Below are 24,949 nucleotides of genomic sequence, written 5' to 3'. Positions count from 1 at the left end.
CTGGAGAAATAATGATGACCACGTCCACTGAAATGCTGGTGTCGATCGCCGTGCTCAAGGCCAGACCTGGCCAGGAGCAGGCGCTGAAAGAGGGGCTGCTGGCACTGGTCGAGCCAACTCGCGCGGAACCGGGCAACCTCGACTATGTGTTGTTTGAACTGCGCGACCAGCGCGGCACGTTCTACATGCGCGAGGCCTTCATGCATCAGGCGGCGCTGGATGCGCATTTTGCGATGCCTTACTTCCAGCGCTTTGCCGCCACGGCGGACGACCTGCTGGAAGAACCGTTGCAACTGATCTTTCTTGAACAAGTATCGAGCTGATCGCGCTGTTCCCTTTGGCATCCTTGTAGCGCCCGTTGGCCGTTGAAGCAGCGCAGGCTCCAGGTAACCGGCATGGCTTGCCGACGCTGGGCCCTATATCCTTCGCACTTTGCACGCGAAACGATTAGGGAAGAATTGCATGCCGTTCAGGGTGATGGTGGTCGGGGGCTACGGAAATTTCGGCAGTATCGTGTGCAGGCATCTGGCGCTGATGCCCGATGTGGCGCTGCTGCTCTCGGGTCGCGATCCGCGCAAGTTGCAGCGCAAGGTCGATGAGCTGAACAGTCGGGCGCACACGGCCTGCGAAGGCTGGTGCGGCGATGCGATGGGCAGCGAATTCCAGGCCGCATTGACTGCGCTGAACATTCAACTGGTGGTGCACACCGGCGGCCCGTTTCAGGGACAGTCGTATGCCGTGGCGCAAAGTTGCATTGCCGCTGGCGTGAACTACTGCGACCTGGCCGACTGCCGTACCTTCGTCAACGGCATTGACGTGCTCGACGCCCGCGCTAAGGAAGCCGGTGTGGCGATTCTCAGCGGCTGCAGTTCGGTGCCGACGCTGTCCTCGGCGATCATCGACGAGCAGCGCCAGCGCTTTTCGCGCATCGACTCGATCGAACATGGCATTTCTTCTTCGGCGAAAATGCCCGGCCTGTCGACGGTCGAGGGTGTGCTGGCGTACGCGGGTAAACCGATCAGGCAGCTGCGCAACGGCGAAGTCCATGAAGTGCCGGGATGGCAGGATCTGACCCTGCGCAAAATGCCGCAGCTGGGACGGCGCCTGCTGGCCAATGTCGATGTGCCGGACATGGATATTTTCGCCAGCCGCTATGGCGCACACACCCTGCGTTTTCAGGCCGGCGCCGGACTCAAGCTCGGCGGCGTCGCCAATGCGCTGCTGGCGCAGGCGCTGAAAATCGGCCTGGTTCGCGACCCAGGGGTGTGGGCGGCGAGACTGCATCGGTTGGGCACCCGCTTCGAACGCTTCGGCGATGGTAAAAGCGCGATGTACATCGACGTGCAAGGCCTCGGCGTTGATGGCCAGCCACTGAGCATGACCGCGCAACTGACCGCGCTCAACGACAAAGGCCCGGAAATCCCCAGCTGCGCCGCCGTGGCGCTGGCCGCGAAGATGGCTCAGGGTTACACGCCACAGCCCGGCGCCCGGCCGTGCGTGGGCGAAATCAGTGTCAAGGAATACATGGCCGCCATCAACGACCCGGACAACCTGAGCCTGTCCGTACATTTCTGCACCGGGCAGCACTGAGCATGCTCTATCTGGGGCTGAAATACCTGCACGTGATTGCAGCGGTGTTCCTGTTCGGCTTCGGCATGGGTTCCTACCTCTATCTGATCGCCGCGAGCCGTACGGCCAACCCGCAAGTGATCGCCCACGTGGCGCGGATGGTCGTGCGCTTCGATGCCTGGATCACCACGCCGGCGGGGTTTGTGCAGATCATCAGCGGCTATCTGCTGATGAGGGTTTCGGGGTTGCCCATGACCACCGAGTGGCTGCTGACGTCGCTGATCATCTTCTTTTGTGTGGGGTCATTGTGGCTGCCGGTGCTGGTGCTGCAGAAGCGGCTTGAGATCATGGCATCGACTGCCGACGCGACCGGGCAGGGCTTGAGTGATGACTATCGCCGCGTGTACCGGCAGTGGTTCTGGATGGGCGTGATGGGTTTTGCCGGGATGTTCGTGATCGTGCTGATGATGGTGACCAAGATGACGCCGGTGCAGTTGCTCAGCGTTCTGGCGTAGGTGGCGTCATCTTCAAAAAGCGCTGTTCGTGATCCGCACTCGGCAGCAGGCAGGTGGCGTATTGACCGAACAGCCGATAACGATTCAGCGCGATACGGTCATAGCCCCAGTCGCGCAGTCCGCGAGGCAACACTCGCAGCAGTTGGAGCGGCTGCCAGCGGGTGGGCAATTGGCCAATGACTTCGAGGAACGCATCGGAGCGTTCCCAGACGTGGTGGTCACGGATCACCGCCATGGTGTCGAACTGATCCATCGGTAACCCCGCCCACGCCAGCAGCGCCTGCCCCTCGGGCGACTGCACCGCCGCCAGGCGCACGCGGCGCAGCCGGTCATGGCGAATCAGAAACCGTGCCCAGCCATTGCACAGCTTGCACACGCCGTCGAACAGCACCACGGTTTCACCGGGTTGGAGCAGGGGCGCGGGGGCGGGGCGGGTGTACGAGGCTGGCATCAGGGACGGTCCAGGTGAGACGGGGTGCCCGGATCATACCCGTGGCGCCTCGATCACGTCTGCATCGGCGGAAAATCTGCTGTCGATGCCGCTCGTACTTCAGATTTTCCTGTCGATGACGACAACTAACCCACATTCCTTTGTCGCGAGTCGTTCATGAAGAAGATCGCTGTCCTGATGTTTGCCGTGCTGTTTTTGGCCGGCTGTGCCAACCAGAAATTCAAGCCCGAATACCGCACCCAGATCCACACGGTGAAGATTCTGCCGGTGGCGTGGAAGCCCAAGGAAATCACCTACATGGGCCGTGAACAGGCGTGGGGCGCCGCTGTGGGGGCCGGTGTCGGCACCGGCATCGGTTTGGCCTCCAGTGCGTCCAAAGCCGCGACCGCTGCATTGGGCGGCGCCGGTTTCGTCGCGGGGCTGAAGGCCGGTGACCTGGCGTCGATGTCGACGACCGATGCCATCGTCTACAACATGGAAACCTCTGACATCAATCTCGGCACCCTGGTCAAAAAGAGCTTCGAGGACCAGTTGGCCGCTTCCGGCCGTTTCAAGGTGGTCGGCGACAACGAACCGGCTGATGCGCAGATCGAACTGACGGTGATCAGCTGGGGGTTCTCGCTGACTCAGGGCTTCAGCAGCGTGGTCTACCCGACCATCGCCGTGAGCGGCGTGATGAAACGTGGCGATGAACTGATCTGGCAGCGCAACGAGCCAATCACCCCGTTCAACGGCGCCAACACCTATGGTTACGAGCCGTTGCGTTATCGCACCGAGCCGGAGTTGCTGCGCACGGCGTTGACCGGTGTGTCGCAGATTGTCGGCGGCTATCTGGTCAAGGATCTGAACGAATAGCCGCCGTGTGCGCGTTGATTCGGGCGCTGATCCACTGTCGACTGTAAGCCAGCACGCCTTGCGCGATGGCGGTGGGAAAGTGGATAAATCCGTGGGGCGACGCCGGTAGTAAATACACCTCGACCGGCGCCGCTTGCTGCCAGCGTCTGGCGATGGCCAGCGTGTCGTCCCGCAACGGGTCCAGTTCGCCGGCCAACAGCAGCGCCGGCGGCAAGCCGCTGAAGTCGCCGTACAGCGGTGACAACGGTGGCTGGCGGCGCTCTTCGTCTGTGCGCTCTGGCGTGAGCATGCGCAACGCTTCGACCATGCCGGGACCGTCCAGCACCAGCGTTTCCGGCGGCGCGTTGCGTACGCTCGGCGTGCCGGTCAAATCGTACACGCCGTAATACAGCAACGCGCCGCTGATGCGCTGCAGCAAATCCGCTGAGGGTTGCAGCGCCAGCAACGTCGCTGCCGCCAGATGCGCCCCGGCTGACTCCCCGACTACCACAACCGGCAAACCGGCGAACTCGTCTTCGCTGAGCAACCAGCGTGTGGCGCTCAGACAGTCTTCCAGCAGGCCTTCAATCGGCGTCGACACCGCGAGCCGGTAATCGACCGATACCACCGTGACGTTGCAGGCATTCACGATGGCAACGTTGAAGTTGTCATTCATCTGCGCATTGCCGATGACCCAACCGCCGCCATGGAAATCCAGCACCACGCCTCTGGCCGGGCCTTTGGGCCGGATGATCCGCACGCCAGCGCCGCTCGCCAGGCGTTTGCCTTGCGCGCCGAGCCCCTGTTTGCGTAGCTTGCCGGCGCCCCCCAACTGACTGACCCGCAACAACGCCTGAATCAGCCGAGGCGTGAGGCGATTGCGGATCTTGAAGCGCGGCAACCAGGCGAGCTTCCGGTTGAAGGCGCGCACTTGCGCCAACTCTCGCTCGCCTTGCCGCCAGGGTGTTTCATTACCCAAATTGACGTTCGCCATCAGTGGTTCTTGAGCAGGATGGAAAAATTCAACGCAGCAGCCATACACAGCCACGCCAGGTAAGGAAACAGAATCAGACCGGTGATCAGGTCCAGTTGCAACGCCAGCACCACCATGGCCGCGACCACCAGCCACAGCAGCGTCAGGATCACCATTGCCGCCAACACCTGATGCGCGCCGAAGAACACCGGGGTCCACAGCGTGTTCAAGGCAATCTGCGCCGCCCACAACGCCAGCACGGTCTGACTGCCGGGGATCAGGCTCAAGCGATAGCCGGCCCAGGCCAGCAGCAGGTAAATCAGCGTCCAGGCCAGCGGAAAGGCCCAGTTTGGCGGGGTGAACCGTGGCTTGATCAAAGCGGCGTACCATTCGCCCGGTTTGAACATGATGCCGGTGGTGGCCGCTGCCGCGCAGGCCAGAAGGAAAATGAAAAAGGTCATTGCCAGTCCTTAGCTGAGGTCAGCTGGTTGGGTTTGCCGGGCCATGTCGGCCGTTTAAGAAGGGACGCCTGGCGTCGGTAAAAGTTTGACCGGATCACTGACATTCCCCGTTTTCGGGATGGCGTTGAACTTAAAAGCTGACTGGTGCGTCAGGATAAACAGTTGCCTTCCAATCACACCCACGGGATCCGACCATGCACAACTTTGTCCTCAAATACCTGTTCAATGGCAAGCCGCGTAGCCACGACCTCGAGATCAAGGAGGCTCGACTCGCCGAGCATGAGGCGGCGAGGCACCTGCTGGAACTGCATTACGGCGACGCGGAAAACGGCCTGATCATGCCCTCGGCAGACGCGACACCGGAGCAGATCCTCGAACAGGCCGAGCTGGTCGGCATTACGCAGATTGAGGTCGTTGGCCCGACTCGCTGAGATCAGCGCCGCCCGGCAGCGGGGATTTCGCGCAAGTCGTGATAAACCGCCAGTCCCCGTTGTCGGGCCAGTTCCACCATCTGATCCGCGCCTGCGGACTCACCACCGATGCGCAGTACCGCGTCGCAACGCTGTAACAGCGTTTTCGCGTAGTCGTGAAAATGCGCCTGATACACCTCATCCCCAACGTGCTGCGAGCCGGCCAGTTTTACCAGTGGCAGCGCTACCCATTCGGCCAGCAGTGGAAAATGCCCGGCCTGCAGCAACTCGGCGGCGCACGCCTGCATGGCGTGCAGATTGGCCGCGATGGCAGCGGGATCGTCGCCGGTGCCGGAGCGATAAGGGCCGGCCACCAGAATCATCAGCGCAGGTGAGGGCGGTATGACGGTCTTCAGGTATTGCAGGAGGATGATGGTTTTGCCGTCCATGATCCGCCCGTCGTCGACCATCGCCAGCGCCTGATCAAACGGTAATTCCAGCACTTCGATGTCTTCGCCTTCGTCGGCCAGACCGCCGCCGTCGCTGATGCGGTCTTCGGGATGGTATTCGCCGACAAAGAAATGCAGACGCTCGGTCACTGAGCCCGGGCTCATGAACGCTTCATAGACCTTTCGCACTGAACGCACGCGGTAGCCGGTTTCTTCCTCCGCCTCCAGCCGAATGCGCTCTTCAGGGCTGGCGTTATCCAGCAGCCCGGCAGCGGTTTCGATCAGGTAGCCGTCATGGTCGTTGACGAAGGTCGGGATGCGAAACTGGCGGATGAGGATGACCGAACGTTGCGCCAGGTTGTAGAGCGCGATCGTGGCGCCATTGCCACGGTCATACACCTCACGGCTCAGCGCCTGCCAGCTGCCGTCGCGGCGTTGCAGTTCGAAGTCGATTTTTTTCAGCAGATACCAGTTGTCCGAGAGCAGGTGCTGGGCGACGATTCGAACATTGCGGTGGTTCATGGGCACTGATCCTTGATGACGAGTCGGGAATTAATACCACACCACCGGCAACTCTTTGCTCAAGAGAAAAATTCTGCTCACCCTGCGCCGCGAACCAACGGACGATGCCTGACCCATGAAAACGCTTGTGACCCCGGCAGATCTGGATTACGCCCTGAACGTCATCCTGCAAGATACCCTGCATGACTTGGGCAGCCTGTGTCGGGACCTGCAGGTCACGCCTCGCGACCTGTTGAACCAAGTGGCCATAGCGATGGCCCGGCAGTTCCTGGCCGGCACCCGTGATTTCCACGCGTGCGATGAGGTCATGAATAGTCTGTTCAGCGACATCGTCGACCTGGGCGTGCGCGAAGAAATGCCCGAGCCCGCCTTCTCGATCTACCTCGCATTTGACGCGGGAGAGCATTGGCACACCGGCGACACCCGGGATGTGCTGCCTTGGGAGCGGTGGACGCGGCCTGAACTCGAACGGATTCTTGGTGCACTCGGTGACAATCAGCCCAGGCCTTGATAATCGGCGCAGGCGCCTTTGATTACACCGCCACCTCCAGCCTCAAAAACAACGCAAACAAAACACACCGAAGGACCAGGGGAAGGCTCCCCCCAACCCTGTAGCAGTTGCGTGCCCTGGATTCATGGACAAATCACGCACCCCACGGCCCATTCGCGCAGGCATTTGCGCACAAACCGAAACTGTCATATTCACTATCACTCGCTTATCCATAGTCAGCAGCCCAACGCTTAATCCAATGAGGCTGCACTGTGTTTCAACGTCTTGTCTGTTCGCTGTCCATCCTGAGCCTGTCCATCGCTACCGCCCACGCCGCCGAGTCCGTGCCGCTCGATACGCCGCGCCTGCAAAGCATCGACAACTTCCGTGACATCGCCGGCATCACCACCGCGTATACCACGGCCCACGACGGCACCCTGCGCAGCGGCGTGTTTTACCGCTCCAACGCCATCACGCCGTCGGCAGCGGACCTGGCGACCCTCAACAGCCTCGGCATCAAAGCCGTCTATGACCTGCGCACCCCCAGCGAAATCGCTGCTACCCCCGACACGATGCTGAGTGGCGCCACTTACGAAAATATCGACATCATCGGCAGCACCACCTCCGGTTCGAACATCACCAATATCTCGTTCAAAAGCGCCGCCGACGCCATCGCCATGATGGAGCAGACCAACCGCGCCTTCGTCAGCGATGCCGGCATGCGCGGCCAGTTCGGCACGTTGTTCAACGAACTGGCCAGCGTCGACGCCGCCCAACTGTTCCACTGCACCGCGGGCAAGGACCGCACCGGCTGGACCGCCGCCGTGTTGCAGAGTATCGCCGGTGTCGACGACGCCACGATCATGGCCAACTACCTGGCGACCAACGACTACACCGCCACCCGTGTCGCCGCGACCCTAAAAGCCTTGCCGGCAAGCATGGCCGCGATCTACGAACCACTGCTCGGCGTTCAGGCCAGTTATTTGCAGGCCGGTCTCGATGAGGTCAAAACCGAATACGGCAGCATGGACAACTACCTCAAACAAGGCCTCGGTCTGTCGCAGGAAACGATCTACGTCCTGCGCGGCAAACTGGTCGAATACCACAGCCTGCCGGGTCAGGCCGGGCTGATCGGCAACGCCGCAGCCGGCGCCGAACTGCTCCGGCAGTTACAGAACACTCAACTGTCTGGCACCTACAGCGCCTACAACTATTACCTGCAGTCGGCCATCGACGCCGGCACCCTCGGCGGTGTCGAATCCCAGGTCGGCGGTCAGGTCCACGCCGACGCCGCCAGTTACCTGCTGCGCGAAAACGCGATGATCGAACAAGCCGCCGCACCGTTCGCCAGCGGCAGCGACCTCAAAGTCGGCCGATATCGCCTGTGGAGCACCGCGCTCGCCAGTTACCTCGGCACCGACGGTTCGGCCCACGCCGAGAGCAGTAACGAACACAGCCAGGGCCTGATGGTCGGCATCACCCAGCGCTTCAGCGAACAACTGAGCGCCCGCGGTGGCTTCGGTTACAGCAAAGGTAGCGTTGGCGGCGGGGGCGGCGAAGCCGACACCGACTTCAGCTTCCTCAACCTCGGCGCCCGCTACGGCTTTGCCAGCCTGGAACGTGGCTTGTTCGTCGACGCCAACGCCAGCGCCGGTTACGTCGACTACGACAGCAAACGCGACCTCGGCGGCGGCCTTGGTACTGCCAAAGGCGACACCCACGGCAAGCTCAGTGGCGCGACGTTGGCGCTCGGCTACCGTGCCCCGGTCAACGGCCTGACCTTCGAGCCGAGCCTCGGCTTGCGTGTCAGCCACCTCGACCTGAGCGGCTTCAAAGAGCAGGGCAGCGAACTCTCGCTCGACGTCGACGACAACAAGCAAACCCGCCGCAGCGCCGTCGCCAACCTCAACGTCGGTTTCGCCCCGCTGGCGATGGGCAACTGGCAACTGGTGCCCGGCGTGCAGGTCGGCTACGAACACGTACTCGGCGAGCATCAGGTCGAAAGCCAAAGCCAACTGCTGGGCCTCGACATCGAGCAACGCGCCGCCTTCGACAACCGCGACCAGTTCAGCGGCGGGGTCAACGTCATGGCCAGCCTCGGCGCCCTGAGCCTGGGCGCGCAAGTGGGGGCCAATGGCGGGGGCGACAGCCACGGCTACAGTGGCGGCTTCAAGGCCAGCTACGCGTTCTAAAAAAAACACACACTAACAAGGAGCGAGCAGGCTCGCTCCAATTAGCTTTCCAGCTTATGAGCTGATTAGTCCCGAACTTTGAACTCAGCGGGACTCACCCCATAAGCCCCCTGAAAATACCGACAAAACCGCCCGACATTACTAAACCCGAACCGCAACGCCACCTCCGTCACCGACGCCGAGCCGCGCTGCTTCAACACCTCATAAGCCCGCTCCAGCCGCACCTGCCGCTGATACGCCACAATCGACATCCCGACAAACCGCCGAAACCCTTCTTGCAACGCCCTCTGACTGACATGGCTCAACCGCGCCAGCTCCACACCACTGACCAACTGCTCCGGATGCGCCTGAATAAACGCCATCGCCAACTTCACATGCCGTGGCGCCACACTCGGCGCCGGCCGCCGCAACGCCTCGGAAAAATTGTGCGGCCACGCCTCCAGCACCGCATCAATCAACATCTCGCGCAATCGCGACGGCATCAATGTGCCGCTGTTGATCAACAGATCAAACTCAGTGCCTGTGGCCAGATCGATCAGCGCCTTGATGCCCTGAAAGGCTGCGGTGTTCAGATCAACGCTGGGTTCAAAAGCGATCTTCTCCAGAATCGGTTTTTCCAACAGCGCCGAGAGCCGCTCGGTGAGCTGATGGCGATTGATCGACATCCCGTGATGCGCGTGATCATCGAAGAAACGCATAGAGCGAATGTCAGCCTTGTCGATTGCCAGGCCAACGTGCGACACACCGATGGACTCGGTGGCGTGGTTGAACACGATCTTGCCCGCAGTGGGAATGACGAACGTGATCTCGTCCTGCGGATCGGGAAAAGAAACGCTGAAGTCGCCGTGGTAATGCATGCGCCGAAAACTGACACCGTCATGCCGACCATAGACGCCGCCGATGATGATGCTGGAGGGCGGGGGCGGAGTGTCGGCGTAGCGATTGCCGAAGAGTCTGGAGAAGAGGGCACCGAAGTCGTCGGAACGGAGATTGTCGGAGCGCAGGATGATTTGTTGGCGAAGTGGGGTTGTGGACACCTTGGGGGGGCACCTTGGATTGGGGGCTCTTGGGCAGGGGTGTACGGGTGAGGCGCGAGGAGACTAGCAGACGGCTTATGGCGAGTTTGTGACAGTCAGAAACATGTCGTAACAGCATCGCGCCGCTTTTCAGAACACCCTGCTCGGCAGGCCATGGCCGACATGGCAATCTGCTCGCGAAATGACCCTGTTTGAAATGGCCTGAAAGGCTCTATACAAGTTTATTGGAGCGGTAATGCAACCCGATACGCGAACACTACCCATCACGTTGTCCCCGGAGCTCGATTTCGACCAGAACGCCGCCAGCGCGTTTGGCGAGTCGCTGTCCAGTCAATACATCCAGGCCACGCCATTCCCGCACATCGTCATCGACAATTTCCTGCACCAGGACGTCATTGCCAGTATCCGCACGCACTTCCCGGTCGAGCCGACCCACAACGAAATGATTTACGAGCGTGGCTACAAAGGCCAGCTCAAGCGCCAGATCAGTCCCAACGAATGCAGCCCCTATTTGAAGAGCGTATTCAACACCTTCAACTCCGCGCCGATGCTGCAGTTCCTTGAAAAGCTCACCGGCATCCAGGGCCTGATTCCCGATCCCTATTTCACTGGCGGCGGCCTGCACGAAACCAGGAGCGGCGGCTTCCTCGGTGTGCACTCGGACTTTCGTCTCAACAAAAAGCTTAATGTCGAGCGGCGGTTGAACGTGATCATTTACCTGACGCAAGACTGGCAGGAGGCGTACGGCGGTAATCTGGAGCTTTGGGATGTGGGGATGAAGAAATGCCTGAAAAAAATTCTGCCGGTCTATAACCGTTGCGTGATTTTCAACACGGACAAGGACAGCAATCACGGGCATCCGGAGCCGTTGACGACGCCTGAAGGCATCACTCGTCGGTCGATTGCGCTTTATTACTACACCGCAAGCGGACAAGGGATTGATCCTTCGCAGAGGAACAAAACCCATTACAAGCCACGGCCGAAGGATCGCTGGAGTGTGAAGTACTACCTGAATAAATTGTTCAAGAAGAAGGGGTGAGGTTGTTTTTGTTCAAGGCTAGCGCCAGTCTTTGCGCATCGGGCGGGCAGGGCTGATGATCGTTTTGCTTCCGGCTAGAGCACGCGATCAATTCGGCTCGCTCGCCCCCTCGTCAGTTCTCGTTCCATCAATAGGTTGATCCATGCCCAGAAGCGCCCGACTTCAAAAAAAACTCCATGCACGGTATCTGATGGCGACCGCTGAAGCGGTGGTCGGAGATGACTGCCTTGTCGGAAAACTGTGGGCACTGAACCAAGGTGACAGGTTCGAGCTGAGTGCAGCCTCATTCCATTCTGGGGCTATTGGAAAATACCGCCTGCAATACGTGATAACGAGAGGCCCTGTTCCTGGGCACTGGTTGTACAAAAAGTTTGACCCGGAGGAACTTGTATTATTTTTTACGGCGAAAGACTTTGCCGGCATTTGCCATGGCTGGACGCTGTTCAAGGATTGAAAACATCAGATTTGGCGCTCTGACGGGCAGTTTTTGCACTAAGACCTGAGCAGGCGTTCGTGAACGCCTGCTTCGATCAATGAACCCGCCCGATTGTTGGCGCAAACGCCTGCACTTACGATCAAGCCGCAGTTTCACCACCGCGCACTTGCCTGCCGCCATCCTTCACGCCACCCCTCAGTGCATGCCTGAGTTTCAACGCTGGCCTTTCGACGCAGTAATATGAAATGCCACTCAACAGGAACGACAGGCCCAGTATCTTGGCCACGGTGTAAGCATCGAATGAGTTAATCGGCCATAGACCGTGCAGGAAGTAGATCACCGCATAGTGATTCAGGAACACCCCGTAGCTGATGTTCCCGAGGAATTCGTCAGCCCGGTGATACTTGAGTTTCGTCAGCAGATACACCGCGGGTATGCCGAGTGCAATGCCTGCGGTCACTTCGGCATTGGACGGTCGGCGCTCGATCCAGCCGGCCATGATCGCGATGAAGATCAATGCCGCCGCCACGGCGGTGCCTGCCACGATGGCCAGGCTCTTCGCCTGCGGCTTGTACAGGTAGCTGCCGCACAGAAAGATGAACAGCACCCCCGGCAACAAGCGGTAGCCATACACGTCAGTGTTGATCAGACCAAGGCACGCGGGGATGAACACGGCGACGGACAAGACGAAGGCAACACCCCGCGCTCGATAGAGGATCAGGAAAGGGATCACCAGGTAGAAGCACATTTCCAGTCCAAGCGACCAGGCCGGTGGCAGGATGCCGCTTCCGGTTGCGCCAAACATGTAGAAGCCCAGTGGCACCATTGCCAGGCTCGCAGCAATGTTTTTGAACGTCAGTTCGGCCTCTTGGGGCGAGCCGGGGAACAGGATGTAGAGCACCGCACTTGCCGCGAAGAAGTAGAGCAGGAACTGAGGGTAAAGGCGCAGGATCCTGTCGAGGTAGAACAGACCGACTTTCTCTGGCGCCTGGTAGTTGCGCTCGATCAGCGAAGTCATCACGAAACCGCTGATGATCAAGAAAGAAATCACGGCGATCACGCCCGGGTTCAAGCCCATGAACGTCTTGTTCATATGCGAAACAGCGACCAGCACGGCCAATAGCAGTCGATAAGCGCCCACTTACATCCCCAAAACGACCTTGTATTTGGCGCGTAAATTACGATGTTTCGCGGACGGAGAACAGGGTTTTCTCCGGGATGGCGCGATAACGGTCGGGCAGTCACGTTGCTGTCGGCTGGCGGGCGCTATCGCGAGCAAAGCAATCACCGCGTATCAGCCCCCGATTTACTTACACAACGCATCTGCCACGCGATAACCGTCCACCATGGGTGCTTTGCTGACATCCAGTTCGATGCGGCAACTCTGTCCGGTCTTTTCGCCCCATTTCATTTGGAAGACCTTGCCTTCACTCACTGACAGCAACACTTGGCCGGCCTGGCCGACGACGCCGGCACTGGCGCCTTTTTCGTTGGTGATGGTGGTGCCGAACGGTGGTTGCTTGCCGTCCTTGAGGCGTACGTTGAGCAGCGCTTTTTCCGAGCGGCTGGCGGCGAAGCTGGCTTTGACCACGGCACCGCGACGCGGCACGACGTTGGTCACGCCTTCTTCGATGTCGATGTTGTTGTCCAGCTCGCCGGTGTCCAGTGCCACGCGGTTTTTACGGTAAGGCGTGACGTAGGGAACCAGGGCATACCCCTTGGCGTTGGTCAGCGTGCCGGGCGCGTTGAGGACGCCGACGTTCGGGGTGTCCTTGACTTCGACCAGGGCCACGGTTTCGCCGAGGGTCTGGCCGAATTCGAGGCCATCACTGTGACCGAGCACGGAGCCTGCGGCGCTCACCGAGGTCTGTCGGTAACCGCTGCCGACACTGACGCCCGCGCCGAGCTGGGCGAACGGCGCGCGGTAGCCGATCAGGGCCGAGCCGTTGTTGCCGCCGTTGTCGGAGCGGTTCGCGTTGACGTTGTAGTTGAGGTTGCCGTCGCGCCCGCTCAGGCCGGCACGCTGGTCGAGGCTGCCGTCGTTGTTGCGCGTAACCGTGTAGGTGCCGGTGCTGCGCGTCTGGCCGATGGGCATGGATACGCTGAACACCACTTGGTTGTTCTGGCCAAAGTTGTCGGTCAGGGTCTTGCTGGCGTAGATGCCGTAGGTCACGCCTTTGTATTGGGTGTTGAAGCCCAATTGCATCTGTTTGTCTTCGCGCGAGGTGCCCCAGTAGTTCTGCTTGCTCATGTTCAGGTAGAACGAGCCGTAGCTGTCGAGGGCCTGGTTGATGCTGGCTTCGACTTTGCTGCGCTTGGAGAACGTGTTGAATTCGTTCGGTTCTTGCAGGCGTACCGCTTCATCAAAGTCGCGATAGCCTTCGGTGGAATAGCGATAGCCGGCGAAGCGTACCGAAGTGCCAGTCTCGAATGCCTTGCCGTAACGCACGCCAAAACTCTGGCCTTTCTCTTTGCCGGCCGCGACTCCGGAACCCCTCGGTACATCGGTCTGGGCCTGGGTTACGTCCAGCGAAACGGCGCCCAGACTGCCGAGGCTTTTGCCCACGCCGACGACGCCAGCGCGATAGAAGTCAGCGCCCAACAGACCGCCATACACCGTTAGATCGAACGGCAAACCGTAAGCCAGAGAAGCCTGGGCGAAGGCCGGACGCTGGCCGCCGTCGACAGCGTTGTACTCACCGGCGGTGGCGCTGTAGCGCCAGGTTTTTTCCCGCAGCATGTTCGCCAGCGTGGCGTACGGTTGGGCGAAGCGCCGCTCGCGACCGTCGGCTTCGGTGATGATCACTTCCAGGTCGCCACTGCCCGATGCCGCATTGAGATCGTCGATTTCGAACGCGCCGGGCGCCACATACGTGGTGTACAGCGAGTAGCCGTTCTGGCGCACTTCGACCTTGGCCTGGGTTTCGGCGATGCCGCGAATGATCGGCGCATAACCTTGCATCGAGTCCGGCAGCATGCCCATGTCGGACGCCACCTGGGCGCCGCGAAACGGAATGCTGTCAAACACATCACCCGGGGTGAAGCTTTCGCCCAGGGTCAGCGTGCCCTTGATCGCGGTCAGATCACGCTGTGCATAGGTGTTGCTGCGCTGCCAGTCCTGCTGGCCGTCTTCATCCTGCCGGAACGAGGAACTGGAGCGAAAACGCCAGTCGCCGAGGTTGAATCCGCCGTTGGCGTAGAGGTTGTATTGCGTGCCGTTGCCACGGGCGTCGGACTGCGTGTTGGCCGCCGAGAACTGATAGTTGAGCATCGCCGCGTTGATTCCGCGATCCCATTCCTGCGGAGCGACATAACCCGCGGCATCGCGGCGCAAGGCGATCTGCGGCACGCTGATGTCGAGGGTCAGGCGCCCGGCGTCGAAGCTCACCGAAGCGCCTTCGATCAATTGGGCAAGGTCGATGCACGCGGGGAATGACTCACCCGGGGTCAGGAACGCATCGACCTTGACTCCGAGTTCCTTGAGGAACGCCTCGGACAGACAGGCGCGCACTTCAGCGCTTTTTTCGTCCTTGGCGAAAGTCATGTCGCGGCGGTCAAAAAAACTCTGGTTCAGGCGAATCACCACCGGGTAAGTGCCGGGGCCGATGCTGCCGCTGTTGGCGATGGCGTCCAGGTCGAGGTTGGGCCCGGCGCTGGCGCCACCGAAGGGCTGCATGAAGCTGGCATCAAATTTAGCCGGTTCGTCCGCGCTCGCCGAGCTGCCCATCAGCACCGTGAGAATGGCGACCGACAGATGCAATGGAACAAAAGGCACGGACTGACGATGACGGTTCAGGGCTTCGATTCGCATGACAATACTCAACACTCGGCCGTCACGCGGCATCGGCAGCGTGCAGGCGGGTTCGCAAGAAAAGGGGGCGGTGTTACGGGGCGCTGCTCAAGGCGACTTTTTTCGGCTCGCTGTAACCGCCGTAGTCATTGATGGCGGAGAACACCACTGCGCCGCTGCGAGCGCTGAAACCTGGCAGCGCATAACGCTGGCTGCTCATCGGCGCGACCATCTTCGGTTCATTGACTTCAACGACCTGCGCACCGGCCTCGACTTTTACGCCGATAAAGGACACGTGAAACGCCGACGGGTTGTTGACCACCAGCACCGGTTTGCCTTGTTCCTGCTGCAGACTCCAGCGCAGTTGCGGCGGCGCATCCATTGGGCTGCCCTTGAGGGTGGGCGGGCGATAGAAGACTTTGATCCGCGTGCGCATGGCGATCTTCAAGGTATTGGCGTCAGGCTTGCCGGCCAGCGGGATTTCCTGGGCGTTGAAGTAGAAGACCGATTCGCGGTCTTGCGGCAGATCGCCGGGTACTTTCTGGATGCGCACCATTTGCTCTTTGCGCGGATCGAGGCGAAACAGCGGCGGGGTGGCCACGAACGGGGTGGCGGTGGTGTTGTCGTCAGCCTCGGTGTTGATCCAGGCCTGCACCGCGTAGGCCTCGGCCGTGGTGTTACTCACGGTGATCGAGGCATCGCGTTTGTTGCCGTCGTACACGATACGCGTGCCGCCAAGCATCACACCGGCCTGGCTGAAGCTGCTGAGCAACGTCGCGCTCAGTAACACAGCCAATGCCGATGCAGTTTTGAAGGGGGATATGACTGAGTTCATTGCGTTCATCCTCTTGTCGGCACGGCCACAAAACCGTGGCAAAGGGAAGGGCGCCCGGCGGCAGCAATCGCCGCCGGAGGCTGACCGGACTTACTGGTAGTCGACGGTAAAGGCGGCTTTGGCGTTCGCCGGACCGGAAGTGGCTGTGCCGGTTGCCACGTAGTTGGCGGTGAAGCGCAGCGGTTGGGTCAGGTCCAGATAAGGCGAGGATTCCAGACCCAGTTGCACGTCTTTGCCGGACGCATCCTTGATCTGCACGGCGACGTTGGTGGCCACGCCCGCTTCCGGCAGCAGGCCGATCCACTGGCCGCTGGAACCGGCGTTGCCGCTCAGCGAGAGAAACTTGACCACGGCTTTCTTGCCGGTGACGTTACAACCCGGTGCAGTGGTGTCGATGGTCAGGGTGAAAGCGCCGCCACCTGCCACTTGACCGGCAGAAGCCAGGGAGGTGGCCGGCACACTGCCCAGGCCGACGTCGCCGGCACCGGCCGAACCGTTGAGGTCGGAAACCACTACCGGACAGGTGTTGTCGGTCACGCTGCCGACGAAGTTGATTTCACCGTCGGCGGCCATTGCGGCTTGCGACGCGGCTGCCAGAACCAGGGCCAGGGACAAACCTTTGAGCGCAAAATTTTTCATGATCACTTCCAGATATTGAATAAATGTCCGCAAGCCCGAAGGCCCTGAGACGGATCGACGTCGCCATCCCGTCGGGGGCAGAGCGTGGCGTCTGAGGCTCATTATCTGGACGTTGATGAGAGCGCTATGTAGGGAAAATCCCTTTGCTTGTAGGAAATTTCCCAGCGCTGCTGCGCGATCAATAAGTTGTCGCCAAAAAAAACGCCCCGCCTTTGGCACCGCACGGAATCGGCGATTGCAAAGGGGGAGCGTCGGCAAACACAGGTCGATTTTTTAGCCGGGTTCAACGATAGGTCACGGTGAAACTCGCATGGCCATTGGCGGTACCGGGTTGCGGCGTCGGTCCATCGCCGGTCTGGATATAACGGGCCTTGAGCGGTACTGACGTCACGCCGTTGACGATGCGGTTGAGCTGCACGGGCTGCCCCAGATTCATCGGCGAGCCGTTGTCCTGCAACACCTGGATCGCCACGCCCTGAGCCGTCGAATCGGTCGACAGGCTCAAGACACCGTTGGCCGCGTCGAGGATGGTCGATGTCTTGTCGGCGTCGATCTGGATGTTGGCGAAGTTGCCATTGAAGTAGCCGTTGGTGTTGGACGGGTAGTTATTGCCGGCGATGCAGGCGTTGAGGGTAATGGCGAACGGCTGGGCCTGGGTGGTGGAGTTCTTGCCGTTGAATACGCGTTTTTCCCAAGTGCCCATCGGCACATTGATCTGGTTGCCCGGTGCGGCGGGCAGAGAGCAGCCGGCCAGGGTCACGGTGGCGGTGAAAGTCAGATCGAACATTGGCCCCATATCCGAAGTGCCAGTGGCGACCAGTTGGTTGATGGTGTGGGTACCGGGCGCGATGTCCCCGGTCTTGATCAGCGCATAACGCATCATCGCCTGGCTCATGTTCGCCTGGCTGGGGGCGGTGCGATTCATGTTGAAAGGAATGAATCGGCTGGGGTTGCCCGGCGGCGGAATCCATGCGGCAGCGAAACCGGTCATGTAGATGGCCAGGCCAATACCGGGCACGTTGGTCTGCAGCAAGGCATTGGCCGGCACATCCAGCACGTCCACCGGAATGTTCACCGCCACCGGACCGACCAGTGCCGTGTTATAGGTCGCCGTGCCATAACAGAGCAAGGTGTCACCGAAATTCAGCTGACGCATCGTGCCATTGCTGTTCAACGTGGTGCCGATCGGCACGTCTCGCGGCGCGAACACTGCGCCGCCGGTGAGCGTCAACTGCTTGACCGTATTGTTGCCCGTCGCCCAGGTGCAAGCCGCCATCGCCGGTGCCGCCGTCAACATCAACGCCGTTGCGCCAAGCCCGCCCAGCATCCGTAACCCGATCTTCATGGTATGTGCCCTCCTGAGAAGAAAACGGCCATTCAATGCAGACTGACTGCATCTGGACGTTGTTGGCGTCGGCCAACGAAGGGCGGAATTATCAGGATCACGGGGCACGCACCGAATAGCCGGCTTCCCGCTGGCGTGTAGGAAATTTCCCAGGGATTTACTCCTGAACGTCGGGAGTCGATGGGCGTTTCGGTCAATGCCTTGTATTAGTTCGCGACACAGGGCGCTCACCCGTTGGCGTTGAACGATTCGACACTGGTCTAGGCGAGGGTGGCCAGATGAAAATTGAGGTTTATCCCGGCAGCCTATCCACCGCTCCCCTGATCTCACCCAACAGATAATCGACATCCACCGCCGTGGTCGCAAACGAGGTCACGAAGCGCACGATATTCGGCCCCCAGCGATCATGGTAGAAACCGAACCCGGCTTTGAGCAGTGCGTCGATAATGGCTGGATCGAGCTTGCAAAACAGGATGTTCGCCTCGGTGCCGTCCGGCACTTCAACCCCCCTCAGCCCCACAAGACCACGCGCCAGACGCTGCGCCGCCGCATTGGCCTGACGCGCATTGCGCAGCCACAGATCGTCGGTCAGGTAGGCATCAATCTGCGCCGACAGAAAGCGCATCTTCGACAGCAAATGCCCCGAGCGTTTGCGCCGATAGTTCATCTCGGTGACCAGCGCGGGGTTGAACAGGAGGATGGCTTCGGCGGCCAGGGCGCCGTTCTTGGTCGCGCCGAATGAAAGGGCGTCGACGCCGGCCTTCCAAGTCATCTGCGCCGGCGTGCAGTCCAGCGCCACCAGGGCGTTGGCGAAGCGCGAGCCGTCCATATGAAAGCCCAGGCCATTGGTTTTGCAGACCTCGCCAATGGTGCTGATTTCGTCCAGTGTGTAGAGGCTGCCGACTTCAGTGGCCTGGGTGATGCTGACGCACGCCGGTTGGGTGGTGTGCACATCACCAAGCTTTTCACCGATTCGCGCGCGAAGTCGCTCAACGTCGAGTTTGGCCGACGGGCCGTCGATGGTAAGCAGTTTCGCACCGTCGGAGAAAAACGCCGGGGCGCCGCATTCATCGTTGTTGATGTGGCTGGTCGGGTGGCAATAGATGTTGCCCCACGGCGGCGTCATCGAACTCAGGCACAGGCTGTTGGCGGCGGTGCCGGAGGTGACGAGGAAGACCTCCACTTCGCGTTCGAATATTTCGCTGAGCTTGCGTTTGACCTGCTGGGACAATGGGTCCGAGCCGTATGCGCTCGCCTGTCCACTGCTGTGTTTCATCAGGGCCTGCACGACTTCCGGGGAAGCGCCGGCGATATTGTCACTGGCAAAACTCATTACGGGTGGGCGGTGTATTGCAACGTTCATTGTTCATGTCCTCGACTGCGCGGGCGAGGTGCTTCGCCCGGTTTTGTGCATCCTAGGGACAGACCGGTGGCTCAGGCTTGTAAAAAATTGACGGGCATTCAAGCCCTGAAACGTGAAGGCGCGACACCGTAGGCGTGGCGAAACGCACGGTTGAAATGGCTTTGATCGTAGAACCCCACCGCCTGGGCGACGTCGATGATCGGCAGTGCACTGCGCGACAGCAGTCCGCACGCTTGTTCCAGTCGCAGGCGCAGCAGCCAGGCGTGGGGCGTCATGCCGACGCCGCGTTTGAACTGCTTGAGAAAGGCGAACTGGCCGAGTCCACAAAGTCCGGCGAGGTCGTCGAGGGTAATGCGCTGGTCGATGTGGCTGAAGCAATAGTCCCTGACGCGCGACCATTGCAGGGGCGAAAGTGTTCCCACAATCGCCTCTGGCGTGACTGCCCGCGATTCGCTGAGCAGGCCTTCGGCAATGATCAGCCACTGTGTCTGCACGGCGAGGCTGCCGGGGCCGATGGCCTGTTGCATGGCTTCGTGCAACGTGCGCAGCGTGCACAGCAGTGCTTGGTTTTCCAAGAGCATACCGGCCAGTTGCAAGTCTTTTGGGTGACCGCTGATGTCCTCGCTGATGCGGTTCACCAAGGTCTGTGACAGACGAAAGGTCTTGAGTGTATAGGCGCCGCCACCCTCGGCCGCGCCATCATGAATTTCACCGGGCGGCATCAGGGCAATATTGCCCGGCCCCAACAGAAACGACTCGCCCTTGGCACGGTGGCGCTGAAGGCCTTCCGTCACGAAACCGACGTGAAAGTCGAGGTGGTAGTGGCGGTCGAAACCGGTGTCTGTCAGGCGCGCCGAACCCAGTACCAGGCCGGGCACTTCGGCAACGTGATGATAACGGGCTTGTTCGGTCATGGTGCTGGGGGCCGTGACAGGGAAGGTTCGTGGAGTCCAGAGCCGCTGAGGTAATTGAAGCGCGGGCCCATGCATGTGCGGCGGTCTGGGTTTGCAGGCAGAATAGCGCTTTTGGGTCAGGCTGCCGCGGTTAATGGCGTTACCGGCATTGATCACGCCGGTTGATTCAATCCCAAGGTTAACGTACGGACATCAAATATGGAGCGGGTTCGACTCACCCCGGCGCAATATCACACAGCGGACGGTTACTGGAGCCTTTTCAAGGCGGAGGATGGTTCGCTCTACCTTCTCGTCGAATGTGAAGCGTCTTTTGTGGGCTATCAGGCCATGATCAAGCTCAACGACGAAGAATTACGTGATTACCACGGCCTGGGCTGGCTTTCCATTCAGCACCTGGCTAACCGGATCAACTACTTTGTCAGTGATTACCACGGGCGGCGTATCACCGGGGCTTTGCTTGAAGAAGCCAATCAGGCCGCGAAACGCCAGAGCTGTTGACGCCGCCCCTTGGAATCAGCCCATATGCCCACATAACAGTAGTTCCCCCCACGCCTTCGAGAGGAACGCCAGACCATGACCACTCAAACCGAAACCGCCATTCTCGCCGGCGGCTGCTTCTGGGGCATGCAGGACTTGCTGCGGCGCTATCCCGGCGTGCTGCACACCCGCGTCGGTTATACCGGCGGCGATGTGCCGAATGCCACGTACCGCAACCATGGCGATCACGCCGAAGCGATCGAAATCGTCTTCGATCCTGCGGTGATCAGCTACCGGCAGATCCTTGAGTTCTTCTTCCAGATTCACGACCCGAGCACGCCCAACCGTCAGGGCAACGACCTTGGTCGCAGCTATCGTTCGGCGATTTATTACCTCAGCGAAGCACAACGCGCCATCGCCGAGGACACCACTGCCGACGTCGATGCTTCAAAACTGTGGCCGGGCCCGGCGGTCACCGAAATCGAACCGGCGGGGCCGTTCTGGGAGGCGGAACCGGAGCATCAGGATTACCTCGAGCGCATTCCCAATGGCTACACCTGCCATTTCATCCGGCCGAACTGGAAACTGCCCAAGCGCGCGTGAGCGGCGGGGCTGAAGCACGTTGCAGCGAGAGCCACCGCCGGGGTGGCTCTTGACCGCTCAGCGATCTCGATCAGGATGACGTAGCATGGCGCCCTGAACCTTTGCCATTTCATCGCAAAGGGCAATCGAGCCTATGAAAGGGATTATCGTTGGCGACCTCATCACCTGTTCACACCCTGCGGGCCGTGGCCGATCTCGATTACTTTGATCGCCGGTCGGTTGTGCTGCCTGTCGAGCTCAGCGCACTTGATGCCTGGAACCACATGACCGCCAAGCCGGGGTTGTTCATGCGCCTGGCGTTTCGCGCGAGGGACGCGATTTCCTCGTTATTCGGGGTCAAGCGTATCGGTGGATTCTCAGGCGCCAGACGCGCAACCGTTGCGGTTGGCGATTCTCTGGATTTCTTTCGGGTGGAGCACTGTGCGCCCGACGTGTTGGTGCTGACCGAACGTGACCGGCACCTGGATGTGATGATTTGCCTTTCGATCGACGAGCGAGTGCTCACGGTCACCTCATCCGTCGTTACCCATAACGCCTTTGGGCGTCTGTACATGCTACCGGTGGGGCTGGCGCACAGAGTGATCGTCAATCGGGATCTGCGTCGGTTGAAGCGCACGCTTGAAGCGCCGTAGTGTGCTCGCTCAAGCTGTGCCCGTGGGGGCGGCGCATTCACGGCTGCCCCCTAGCGCAGCAGATGGACGACCATCCCGACAAGCGCACAGGCCAGCAACACCTGGATAACGCCGCGCTTGAAGCGGAACAAGGCAATCGCCGCCGCGATGGCGATCAGTGCCGAGGGCCAGTCGAGGTGGCCGCTGAATCCCGTTGGCCAGAGCACGTGGTAACCGAAGAAACACGCCAGATTGAGGATCACCCCGACGACGGCGGCCGTTATCGCGGTGAGCGGCGCGGTGAACTTGAGTTCGTTGTGGGTCGATTCCACCAGCGGGCCACCGGCGAGAATGAACAGGAACGAGGGCAGGAAGGTGAACCAGGTCACCAGGGCGGCGGCGACGGCGCCCGCGAGAAAAACCTGATCGGGCCCAAATACCTGCGAGACATACGCCCCGACAAAAGCCACGAACGCTACCACCATGATCAGTGGCCCGGGTGTGGTTTCCCCCAGTGCCAGGCCGTCGATCATCTGTGTCGGGGTCAGCCAGCCATAGTGGCTGACCGCGCCCTGGTAAACATAGGGCAGCACCGCGTAGGCACCGCCGAAGGTCAGCAGTGCGGCTTTGGTGAAGAACCAGCTCATCTGGGTCAGCGTGCCTTCCCAGCCAAAGAGCGTGGTCAGGATTGTCATTGGCAGCGCCCACAGTGCGGCGCCGGTCAAGGTAATTGCCAGCAGCTTCAGCCAGTTGAATCGGGCATGATCAGGTGGAGGCGTGTCGTCGTCGATCAACGCCGGGCCGTAGGATTTTTTTGCGGCGCTGTGGCCGCCGGCTCTGAACTTCTCGGGTGCCAGGCGCCCGCCGACGTAGCCGATCACTGCTGCGCCCAGGACGATCAGCGGAAATGGCACATTGAGCGCGAAGATCGCAGTAAATGAGGCTGCCGCAATCGCCCACAGCCAGTTGTTCTTCAATGCCCGCGAGCCGATGCGATGCGCCGCCTGGACCACAATCGCGGTCACGGCGGGTTTGATCCCGTAGAAAATCCCGGCCACCGCCGGCACTTCGCCGAAGGCGATGTACATCCATGACAGCGCGATCAGGATGAACAGCGAAGGCAGCACGAACAGTGCGCCTGCAATCACCCCGCCCCAGGTTCGGTGCATGAGCCAGCCGATGTAGGTCGCCAATTGCTGGGCTTCTGGCCCGGGCAGCAACATGCAGTAGTTCAGCGCATGCAGAAAGCGGCGCTCGGAAATCCAGCGCCGGCGCTCTACCAGCTCCTGATGCATGATCGAAATCTGACCGGCCGGTCCGCCGAAGCTGATGAACCCCAGCTTCAGCCAGAACCAGAACGCCTCGCGCAGGCTGATCGGCTGGGGCGTCGACAATGGCTCGCCGGACGCGGGTACGCAAACCTTATTCATGGGGGCGCTTCTCCGTCACAAACCCGGCCATTTGCGCAATAAGGTCAGGGCTTCACCGCGAAAACGCAAACGCTTTCACGGCTGCCCAGTAACTTTTTGCATGACCGCGGATGGCAGGCGAGACGGCGTTGATCGCGTGTGCGGCGCTGTCCTGATCCTCAGTCGTCCATCGTGCTCAGCACTTCCCCGGTGGCAGCATCTTCGAGCCAGACTTTCAGACGATTGAGGCCCACGTATTTCGAGCGGGCCATGATTTTCTGCCCCGGCTTGCCGTCGAACTTCAGGTCCGCAAACAGAAATTGTCGCGGCAGGCGGTATTCCAGCTGAATGGTGTAGGTGCCCGGCTTGAGCACCGCGCGCTGCGGGGAGTCGTTCTTGTAGTAGTACGTGGAAAAGGGAATGTTGCCGACTTTTTCGTCGTTGATCCGGATGATGTTCAGGTCCGGCTGCAGATCGGCGAAGTGGCGCTGGGGACGGCCGGCATAAGTGTCGGTTTCGACGACGGTATAGCGCGATTCGTCGACCGCCGTGACAGCACCGACGTTGGAATACGCGGGCATTTCCGCACAACCTTGCAGGCATAGCAGGGCGGCGACGAGAGGAAGCAGGATTTTTTTCATCAATGGAACCTGATTGACTTTGATGTTGTACAACCAACAGTGATTTTGCCGGTCCGCTACAGGCGGCCTAGGCGAAGAAAACGTCAACGACAGTCGCTCTCACGCCCGGCCAAAACCAAGGAATGACAGCAGTTTGTTGCCCGCTTTGCGTTCGTAGAAGGGTGTGGTTTGCGTGAGGAAGTATTCGCTCAGCCCCGTCTCGCCGGGACACACGCGACACAGATCAACGGCTTCGCCAGCCGGGGCCGTATCTGCCGCGACGTTCCCCGCTTCGCGCATGACCTGCTCGAAGTCGCCGTCGACCTCAATTCCCACGATCAGGTGCGGTTTTTCATCTAGCGAGGTGTCGTGCATCAGCGCGAGAAAAGCGCGCTTCACGTTGCGGTGTTTGGCCAGTAACTGCTTCAGCGAGTTGACCAGGGTTGACGGGTAATGCGCAGGCTGGCCGAGCAATACGCTGGTTTCTTTTTCGACAGTACGCGAGGTGGCTTTCTGGCCGACTTCATCGCTGAGCAGATTGCGCACTTCTTCGGGGAAAAACTCTTTGCCATAAAGCGACTTGGGATTCAGAAACAGGTGCGCACCCTGGGTCATCTCGAACAGGGCCCTGGCGGGCAGCTCCAGATAACTTTCCTCGCCGTCGATTGATTGTTGCAGCGTTGCCAGCGACGAAAAGAACGGAATGACCGACATGCCGTCCGTTTTCTGCCAATGGGCGATGCTGACGTTGCTGCCGGCCTCGAGATTGACCAGACCGTCCGCTGTGCCCGTCGTGCCGAGGATATAAACCGGTGAGTTCAACAAAGTCTTGAAGAACTCGGGACGATGCGCCGGTTCGTCGGCGGCCAGCCTGAGGCTCGTTTCGAGTGGGTTTTCTGACGGTGTGTCCATGATGTCTGTCCGTGACTCTCTGAAAAATGATCGGCAAAGAACAAGCCAAAGGA

General features: G+C 60.4%; 27 protein-coding genes. 12 read left to right on the top strand and 15 right to left on the bottom strand.

Annotated features, from left to right (window positions below):
• Window positions 1–14 precede the first annotated feature (14 nt).
• The 3 genes from ACXX9E_RS21395 (at window position 15) to ACXX9E_RS21385 (ending at window position 2,084) form a co-directional block, all read left to right on the top strand.
• Window positions 15–323: a putative quinol monooxygenase gene (locus tag ACXX9E_RS21395; protein WP_123464377.1), complete on the top strand. Its 309-nt coding sequence runs from the start codon at window positions 15–17 to the stop codon at window positions 321–323.
• Window positions 324–462: 139 nt separating this feature from the next.
• Complete coding sequence (locus ACXX9E_RS21390; RefSeq protein ID WP_458556133.1) at window positions 463–1,590, top strand: saccharopine dehydrogenase family protein; 1,128 nt, start codon at window positions 463–465, stop codon at window positions 1,588–1,590.
• Window positions 1,591–1,592: 2 nt separating this feature from the next.
• Window positions 1,593–2,084: a DUF2269 family protein gene (locus tag ACXX9E_RS21385; RefSeq protein ID WP_123464196.1), complete on the top strand. Its 492-nt coding sequence runs from the start codon at window positions 1,593–1,595 to the stop codon at window positions 2,082–2,084.
• On the opposite strand, the gene ACXX9E_RS21380 is transcribed toward ACXX9E_RS21385, so the two are convergent.
• Window positions 2,068–2,535: a thiol-disulfide oxidoreductase DCC family protein gene (locus ACXX9E_RS21380; protein WP_186748242.1), complete on the bottom strand. Its 468-nt coding sequence runs from the start codon at window positions 2,533–2,535 to the stop codon at window positions 2,068–2,070. The genes ACXX9E_RS21385 and ACXX9E_RS21380 overlap by 17 nt on opposite strands.
• A 156-nt stretch (window positions 2,536–2,691) precedes the next feature.
• Here ACXX9E_RS21380 and ACXX9E_RS21375 point away from each other — a divergent pair, with 156 nt between their 5' ends.
• A complete protein-coding gene (locus tag ACXX9E_RS21375) occupies window positions 2,692–3,390 on the top strand; it encodes a hypothetical protein (RefSeq protein ID WP_186748243.1) in 699 nt (232 codons plus the stop codon).
• On the opposite strand, the gene ACXX9E_RS21370 is transcribed toward ACXX9E_RS21375, so the two are convergent.
• Both ACXX9E_RS21370 and tspO read right to left on the bottom strand, forming a co-directional pair.
• Window positions 3,371–4,363: an alpha/beta hydrolase fold domain-containing protein gene (locus tag ACXX9E_RS21370; protein WP_186748244.1), complete on the bottom strand. Its 993-nt coding sequence runs from the start codon at window positions 4,361–4,363 to the stop codon at window positions 3,371–3,373. The two genes, ACXX9E_RS21375 and ACXX9E_RS21370, sit on opposite strands and share 20 nt — an antisense overlap.
• The gene (gene tspO / locus ACXX9E_RS21365) at window positions 4,363–4,803 is read right to left on the bottom strand and encodes a tryptophan-rich sensory protein TspO (protein WP_186748245.1); all 441 of its coding nucleotides are present in this window, start codon (window positions 4,801–4,803) and stop codon (window positions 4,363–4,365) included. The genes ACXX9E_RS21370 and tspO overlap by 1 nt, the downstream gene beginning before the upstream one ends.
• Window positions 4,804–4,997: 194 nt before the next feature.
• Between tspO and ACXX9E_RS21360 the strand changes: the two genes are divergently transcribed.
• Window positions 4,998–5,234 (top strand): hypothetical protein, encoded by a 237-nt coding sequence (locus tag ACXX9E_RS21360; protein WP_123464205.1) that lies wholly within the window; start codon window positions 4,998–5,000, stop codon window positions 5,232–5,234.
• 2 nt (window positions 5,235–5,236) lie between these two features.
• Here ACXX9E_RS21360 and ACXX9E_RS21355 read toward each other — a convergent pair whose 3' ends face one another.
• On the bottom strand, window positions 5,237–6,184 hold the full coding sequence (locus tag ACXX9E_RS21355) for an NUDIX hydrolase (protein WP_186748246.1): 948 nt from the start codon (window positions 6,182–6,184) through the stop codon (window positions 5,237–5,239).
• A gap of 115 nt (window positions 6,185–6,299) precedes the next feature.
• Between ACXX9E_RS21355 and ACXX9E_RS21350 the strand changes: the two genes are divergently transcribed.
• The gene (locus ACXX9E_RS21350) at window positions 6,300–6,695 is read left to right on the top strand and encodes a hypothetical protein (protein WP_123464209.1); all 396 of its coding nucleotides are present in this window, start codon (window positions 6,300–6,302) and stop codon (window positions 6,693–6,695) included.
• A gap of 251 nt (window positions 6,696–6,946) precedes the next feature.
• Complete coding sequence (locus ACXX9E_RS21345) at window positions 6,947–8,866, top strand: tyrosine-protein phosphatase (protein WP_458556132.1); 1,920 nt, start codon at window positions 6,947–6,949, stop codon at window positions 8,864–8,866.
• A gap of 65 nt (window positions 8,867–8,931) precedes the next feature.
• On the opposite strand, the gene ACXX9E_RS21340 is transcribed toward ACXX9E_RS21345, so the two are convergent.
• On the bottom strand, window positions 8,932–9,903 hold the full coding sequence (locus ACXX9E_RS21340; RefSeq protein ID WP_458556131.1) for an AraC family transcriptional regulator: 972 nt from the start codon (window positions 9,901–9,903) through the stop codon (window positions 8,932–8,934).
• Window positions 9,904–10,138: 235 nt separating this feature from the next.
• Between ACXX9E_RS21340 and ACXX9E_RS21335 the strand changes: the two genes are divergently transcribed.
• Both ACXX9E_RS21335 and ACXX9E_RS21330 read left to right on the top strand, forming a co-directional pair.
• A complete protein-coding gene (locus tag ACXX9E_RS21335) occupies window positions 10,139–10,942 on the top strand; it encodes a 2OG-Fe(II) oxygenase (RefSeq protein ID WP_222832742.1) in 804 nt (267 codons plus the stop codon).
• 190 nt (window positions 10,943–11,132) lie between these two features.
• Entirely contained in the window at window positions 11,133–11,396 is a 264-nt protein-coding gene (locus tag ACXX9E_RS21330) for a hypothetical protein (protein ID WP_123464216.1), read from the top strand.
• A gap of 121 nt (window positions 11,397–11,517) precedes the next feature.
• Here the strand turns inward: ACXX9E_RS21330 and ACXX9E_RS21325 are convergent, their stop codons facing one another.
• The 7 genes from ACXX9E_RS21325 to ACXX9E_RS21295 form a co-directional block, all read right to left on the bottom strand.
• Window positions 11,518–12,519: an acyltransferase family protein gene (locus ACXX9E_RS21325; RefSeq protein ID WP_458556130.1), complete on the bottom strand. Its 1,002-nt coding sequence runs from the start codon at window positions 12,517–12,519 to the stop codon at window positions 11,518–11,520.
• Between the two features lie 165 nt (window positions 12,520–12,684).
• Window positions 12,685–15,189, bottom strand: coding sequence for a fimbria/pilus outer membrane usher protein (locus ACXX9E_RS21320; protein ID WP_458556129.1), 2,505 nt, complete (start codon window positions 15,187–15,189; stop codon window positions 12,685–12,687).
• A 73-nt stretch (window positions 15,190–15,262) separates the two neighbouring features.
• Window positions 15,263–16,003 (bottom strand): fimbrial biogenesis chaperone, encoded by a 741-nt coding sequence (locus ACXX9E_RS21315; protein WP_457237415.1) that lies wholly within the window; start codon window positions 16,001–16,003, stop codon window positions 15,263–15,265.
• Between the two features lie 90 nt (window positions 16,004–16,093).
• On the bottom strand, window positions 16,094–16,642 hold the full coding sequence (locus ACXX9E_RS21310; protein WP_123464224.1) for a fimbrial protein: 549 nt from the start codon (window positions 16,640–16,642) through the stop codon (window positions 16,094–16,096).
• Between the two features lie 283 nt (window positions 16,643–16,925).
• On the bottom strand, window positions 16,926–17,987 hold the full coding sequence (locus ACXX9E_RS21305) for a fimbrial protein (RefSeq protein WP_123464226.1): 1,062 nt from the start codon (window positions 17,985–17,987) through the stop codon (window positions 16,926–16,928).
• Window positions 17,988–18,279: 292 nt separating this feature from the next.
• Entirely contained in the window at window positions 18,280–19,350 is a 1,071-nt protein-coding gene (locus ACXX9E_RS21300) for a threonine aldolase family protein (RefSeq protein ID WP_458556128.1), read from the bottom strand.
• Between the two features lie 98 nt (window positions 19,351–19,448).
• Window positions 19,449–20,264 carry an AraC family transcriptional regulator gene (locus ACXX9E_RS21295; RefSeq protein ID WP_458556127.1) on the bottom strand — a complete coding sequence of 272 codons (816 nt, stop codon included), beginning with the start codon at window positions 20,262–20,264 and terminating at the stop codon, window positions 19,449–19,451.
• Between the two features lie 198 nt (window positions 20,265–20,462).
• On the opposite strand from ACXX9E_RS21295, the gene ACXX9E_RS21290 reads away from it, so the two are divergent.
• The 3 genes from ACXX9E_RS21290 to ACXX9E_RS21280 all read left to right on the top strand — a co-directional run bounded on the left by ACXX9E_RS21290 (window position 20,463) and on the right by ACXX9E_RS21280 (window position 21,976).
• Window positions 20,463–20,762, top strand: coding sequence for a hypothetical protein (locus ACXX9E_RS21290; RefSeq protein WP_458556126.1), 300 nt, complete (start codon window positions 20,463–20,465; stop codon window positions 20,760–20,762).
• Between the two features lie 75 nt (window positions 20,763–20,837).
• Window positions 20,838–21,344: a peptide-methionine (S)-S-oxide reductase MsrA gene (gene msrA / locus ACXX9E_RS21285; protein WP_123464229.1), complete on the top strand. Its 507-nt coding sequence runs from the start codon at window positions 20,838–20,840 to the stop codon at window positions 21,342–21,344.
• Between the two features lie 149 nt (window positions 21,345–21,493).
• A complete protein-coding gene (locus ACXX9E_RS21280) occupies window positions 21,494–21,976 on the top strand; it encodes a DUF2867 domain-containing protein (protein WP_458556125.1) in 483 nt (160 codons plus the stop codon).
• A gap of 50 nt (window positions 21,977–22,026) precedes the next feature.
• Here ACXX9E_RS21280 and chrA read toward each other — a convergent pair whose 3' ends face one another.
• The 3 genes from chrA to sseB form a co-directional block, all read right to left on the bottom strand.
• Complete coding sequence (chrA, locus tag ACXX9E_RS21275; RefSeq protein ID WP_123464233.1) at window positions 22,027–23,385, bottom strand: chromate efflux transporter; 1,359 nt, start codon at window positions 23,383–23,385, stop codon at window positions 22,027–22,029.
• A 158-nt stretch (window positions 23,386–23,543) separates the two neighbouring features.
• The gene (locus tag ACXX9E_RS21270; protein ID WP_128614948.1) at window positions 23,544–24,005 is read right to left on the bottom strand and encodes a hypothetical protein; all 462 of its coding nucleotides are present in this window, start codon (window positions 24,003–24,005) and stop codon (window positions 23,544–23,546) included.
• A 99-nt stretch (window positions 24,006–24,104) separates the two neighbouring features.
• Window positions 24,105–24,896 (bottom strand): enhanced serine sensitivity protein SseB, encoded by a 792-nt coding sequence (gene sseB / locus ACXX9E_RS21265; RefSeq protein WP_458556124.1) that lies wholly within the window; start codon window positions 24,894–24,896, stop codon window positions 24,105–24,107.
• Window positions 24,897–24,949 lie beyond the last annotated feature (53 nt).

It is taken from the genome of Pseudomonas sp. GNP014 (genome assembly GCF_054344005.1).
The sequence above is the reverse complement of the archived record's forward strand: the minus strand, read 5'-3'. Positions and strand labels throughout refer to the sequence as shown.

Excerpts from the sequence above, each read along its gene's own strand:
- ACXX9E_RS21395 (WP_123464377.1), top strand. The coding sequence starts at position 15 with ATGACCACGTCCACTGAAATGCTGGTGTCGATCGCCGTGCTCAAGGCC.
- ACXX9E_RS21390 (WP_458556133.1), top strand. The coding sequence starts at position 463 with ATGCCGTTCAGGGTGATGGTGGTCGGGGGCTACGGAAATTTCGGCAGT.
- ACXX9E_RS21385 (WP_123464196.1), top strand. The coding sequence starts at position 1,593 with ATGCTCTATCTGGGGCTGAAATACCTGCACGTGATTGCAGCGGTGTTC.
- ACXX9E_RS21380 (WP_186748242.1), bottom strand. The coding sequence starts at position 2,535 with ATGCCAGCCTCGTACACCCGCCCCGCCCCCGCGCCCCTGCTCCAACCC.
- ACXX9E_RS21375 (WP_186748243.1), top strand. The coding sequence starts at position 2,692 with ATGAAGAAGATCGCTGTCCTGATGTTTGCCGTGCTGTTTTTGGCCGGC.
- ACXX9E_RS21370 (WP_186748244.1), bottom strand. The coding sequence starts at position 4,363 with ATGGCGAACGTCAATTTGGGTAATGAAACACCCTGGCGGCAAGGCGAG.
- tspO (WP_186748245.1), bottom strand. The coding sequence starts at position 4,803 with ATGACCTTTTTCATTTTCCTTCTGGCCTGCGCGGCAGCGGCCACCACC.
- ACXX9E_RS21360 (WP_123464205.1), top strand. The coding sequence starts at position 4,998 with ATGCACAACTTTGTCCTCAAATACCTGTTCAATGGCAAGCCGCGTAGC.
- ACXX9E_RS21355 (WP_186748246.1), bottom strand. The coding sequence starts at position 6,184 with ATGAACCACCGCAATGTTCGAATCGTCGCCCAGCACCTGCTCTCGGAC.
- ACXX9E_RS21350 (WP_123464209.1), top strand. The coding sequence starts at position 6,300 with ATGAAAACGCTTGTGACCCCGGCAGATCTGGATTACGCCCTGAACGTC.
- ACXX9E_RS21335 (WP_222832742.1), top strand. The coding sequence starts at position 10,139 with ATGCAACCCGATACGCGAACACTACCCATCACGTTGTCCCCGGAGCTC.
- ACXX9E_RS21330 (WP_123464216.1), top strand. The coding sequence starts at position 11,133 with ATGGCGACCGCTGAAGCGGTGGTCGGAGATGACTGCCTTGTCGGAAAA.
- ACXX9E_RS21320 (WP_458556129.1), bottom strand. The coding sequence starts at position 15,189 with ATGCGAATCGAAGCCCTGAACCGTCATCGTCAGTCCGTGCCTTTTGTT.
- ACXX9E_RS21315 (WP_457237415.1), bottom strand. The coding sequence starts at position 16,003 with ATGAACTCAGTCATATCCCCCTTCAAAACTGCATCGGCATTGGCTGTG.
- ACXX9E_RS21310 (WP_123464224.1), bottom strand. The coding sequence starts at position 16,642 with ATGAAAAATTTTGCGCTCAAAGGTTTGTCCCTGGCCCTGGTTCTGGCA.
- ACXX9E_RS21305 (WP_123464226.1), bottom strand. The coding sequence starts at position 17,987 with ATGAAGATCGGGTTACGGATGCTGGGCGGGCTTGGCGCAACGGCGTTG.
- ACXX9E_RS21300 (WP_458556128.1), bottom strand. The coding sequence starts at position 19,350 with ATGAACGTTGCAATACACCGCCCACCCGTAATGAGTTTTGCCAGTGAC.
- ACXX9E_RS21295 (WP_458556127.1), bottom strand. The coding sequence starts at position 20,264 with ATGACCGAACAAGCCCGTTATCATCACGTTGCCGAAGTGCCCGGCCTG.
- ACXX9E_RS21290 (WP_458556126.1), top strand. The coding sequence starts at position 20,463 with ATGGAGCGGGTTCGACTCACCCCGGCGCAATATCACACAGCGGACGGT.
- msrA (WP_123464229.1), top strand. The coding sequence starts at position 20,838 with ATGACCACTCAAACCGAAACCGCCATTCTCGCCGGCGGCTGCTTCTGG.
- chrA (WP_123464233.1), bottom strand. The coding sequence starts at position 23,385 with ATGAATAAGGTTTGCGTACCCGCGTCCGGCGAGCCATTGTCGACGCCC.
- ACXX9E_RS21270 (WP_128614948.1), bottom strand. The coding sequence starts at position 24,005 with ATGAAAAAAATCCTGCTTCCTCTCGTCGCCGCCCTGCTATGCCTGCAA.
- sseB (WP_458556124.1), bottom strand. The coding sequence starts at position 24,896 with ATGGACACACCGTCAGAAAACCCACTCGAAACGAGCCTCAGGCTGGCC.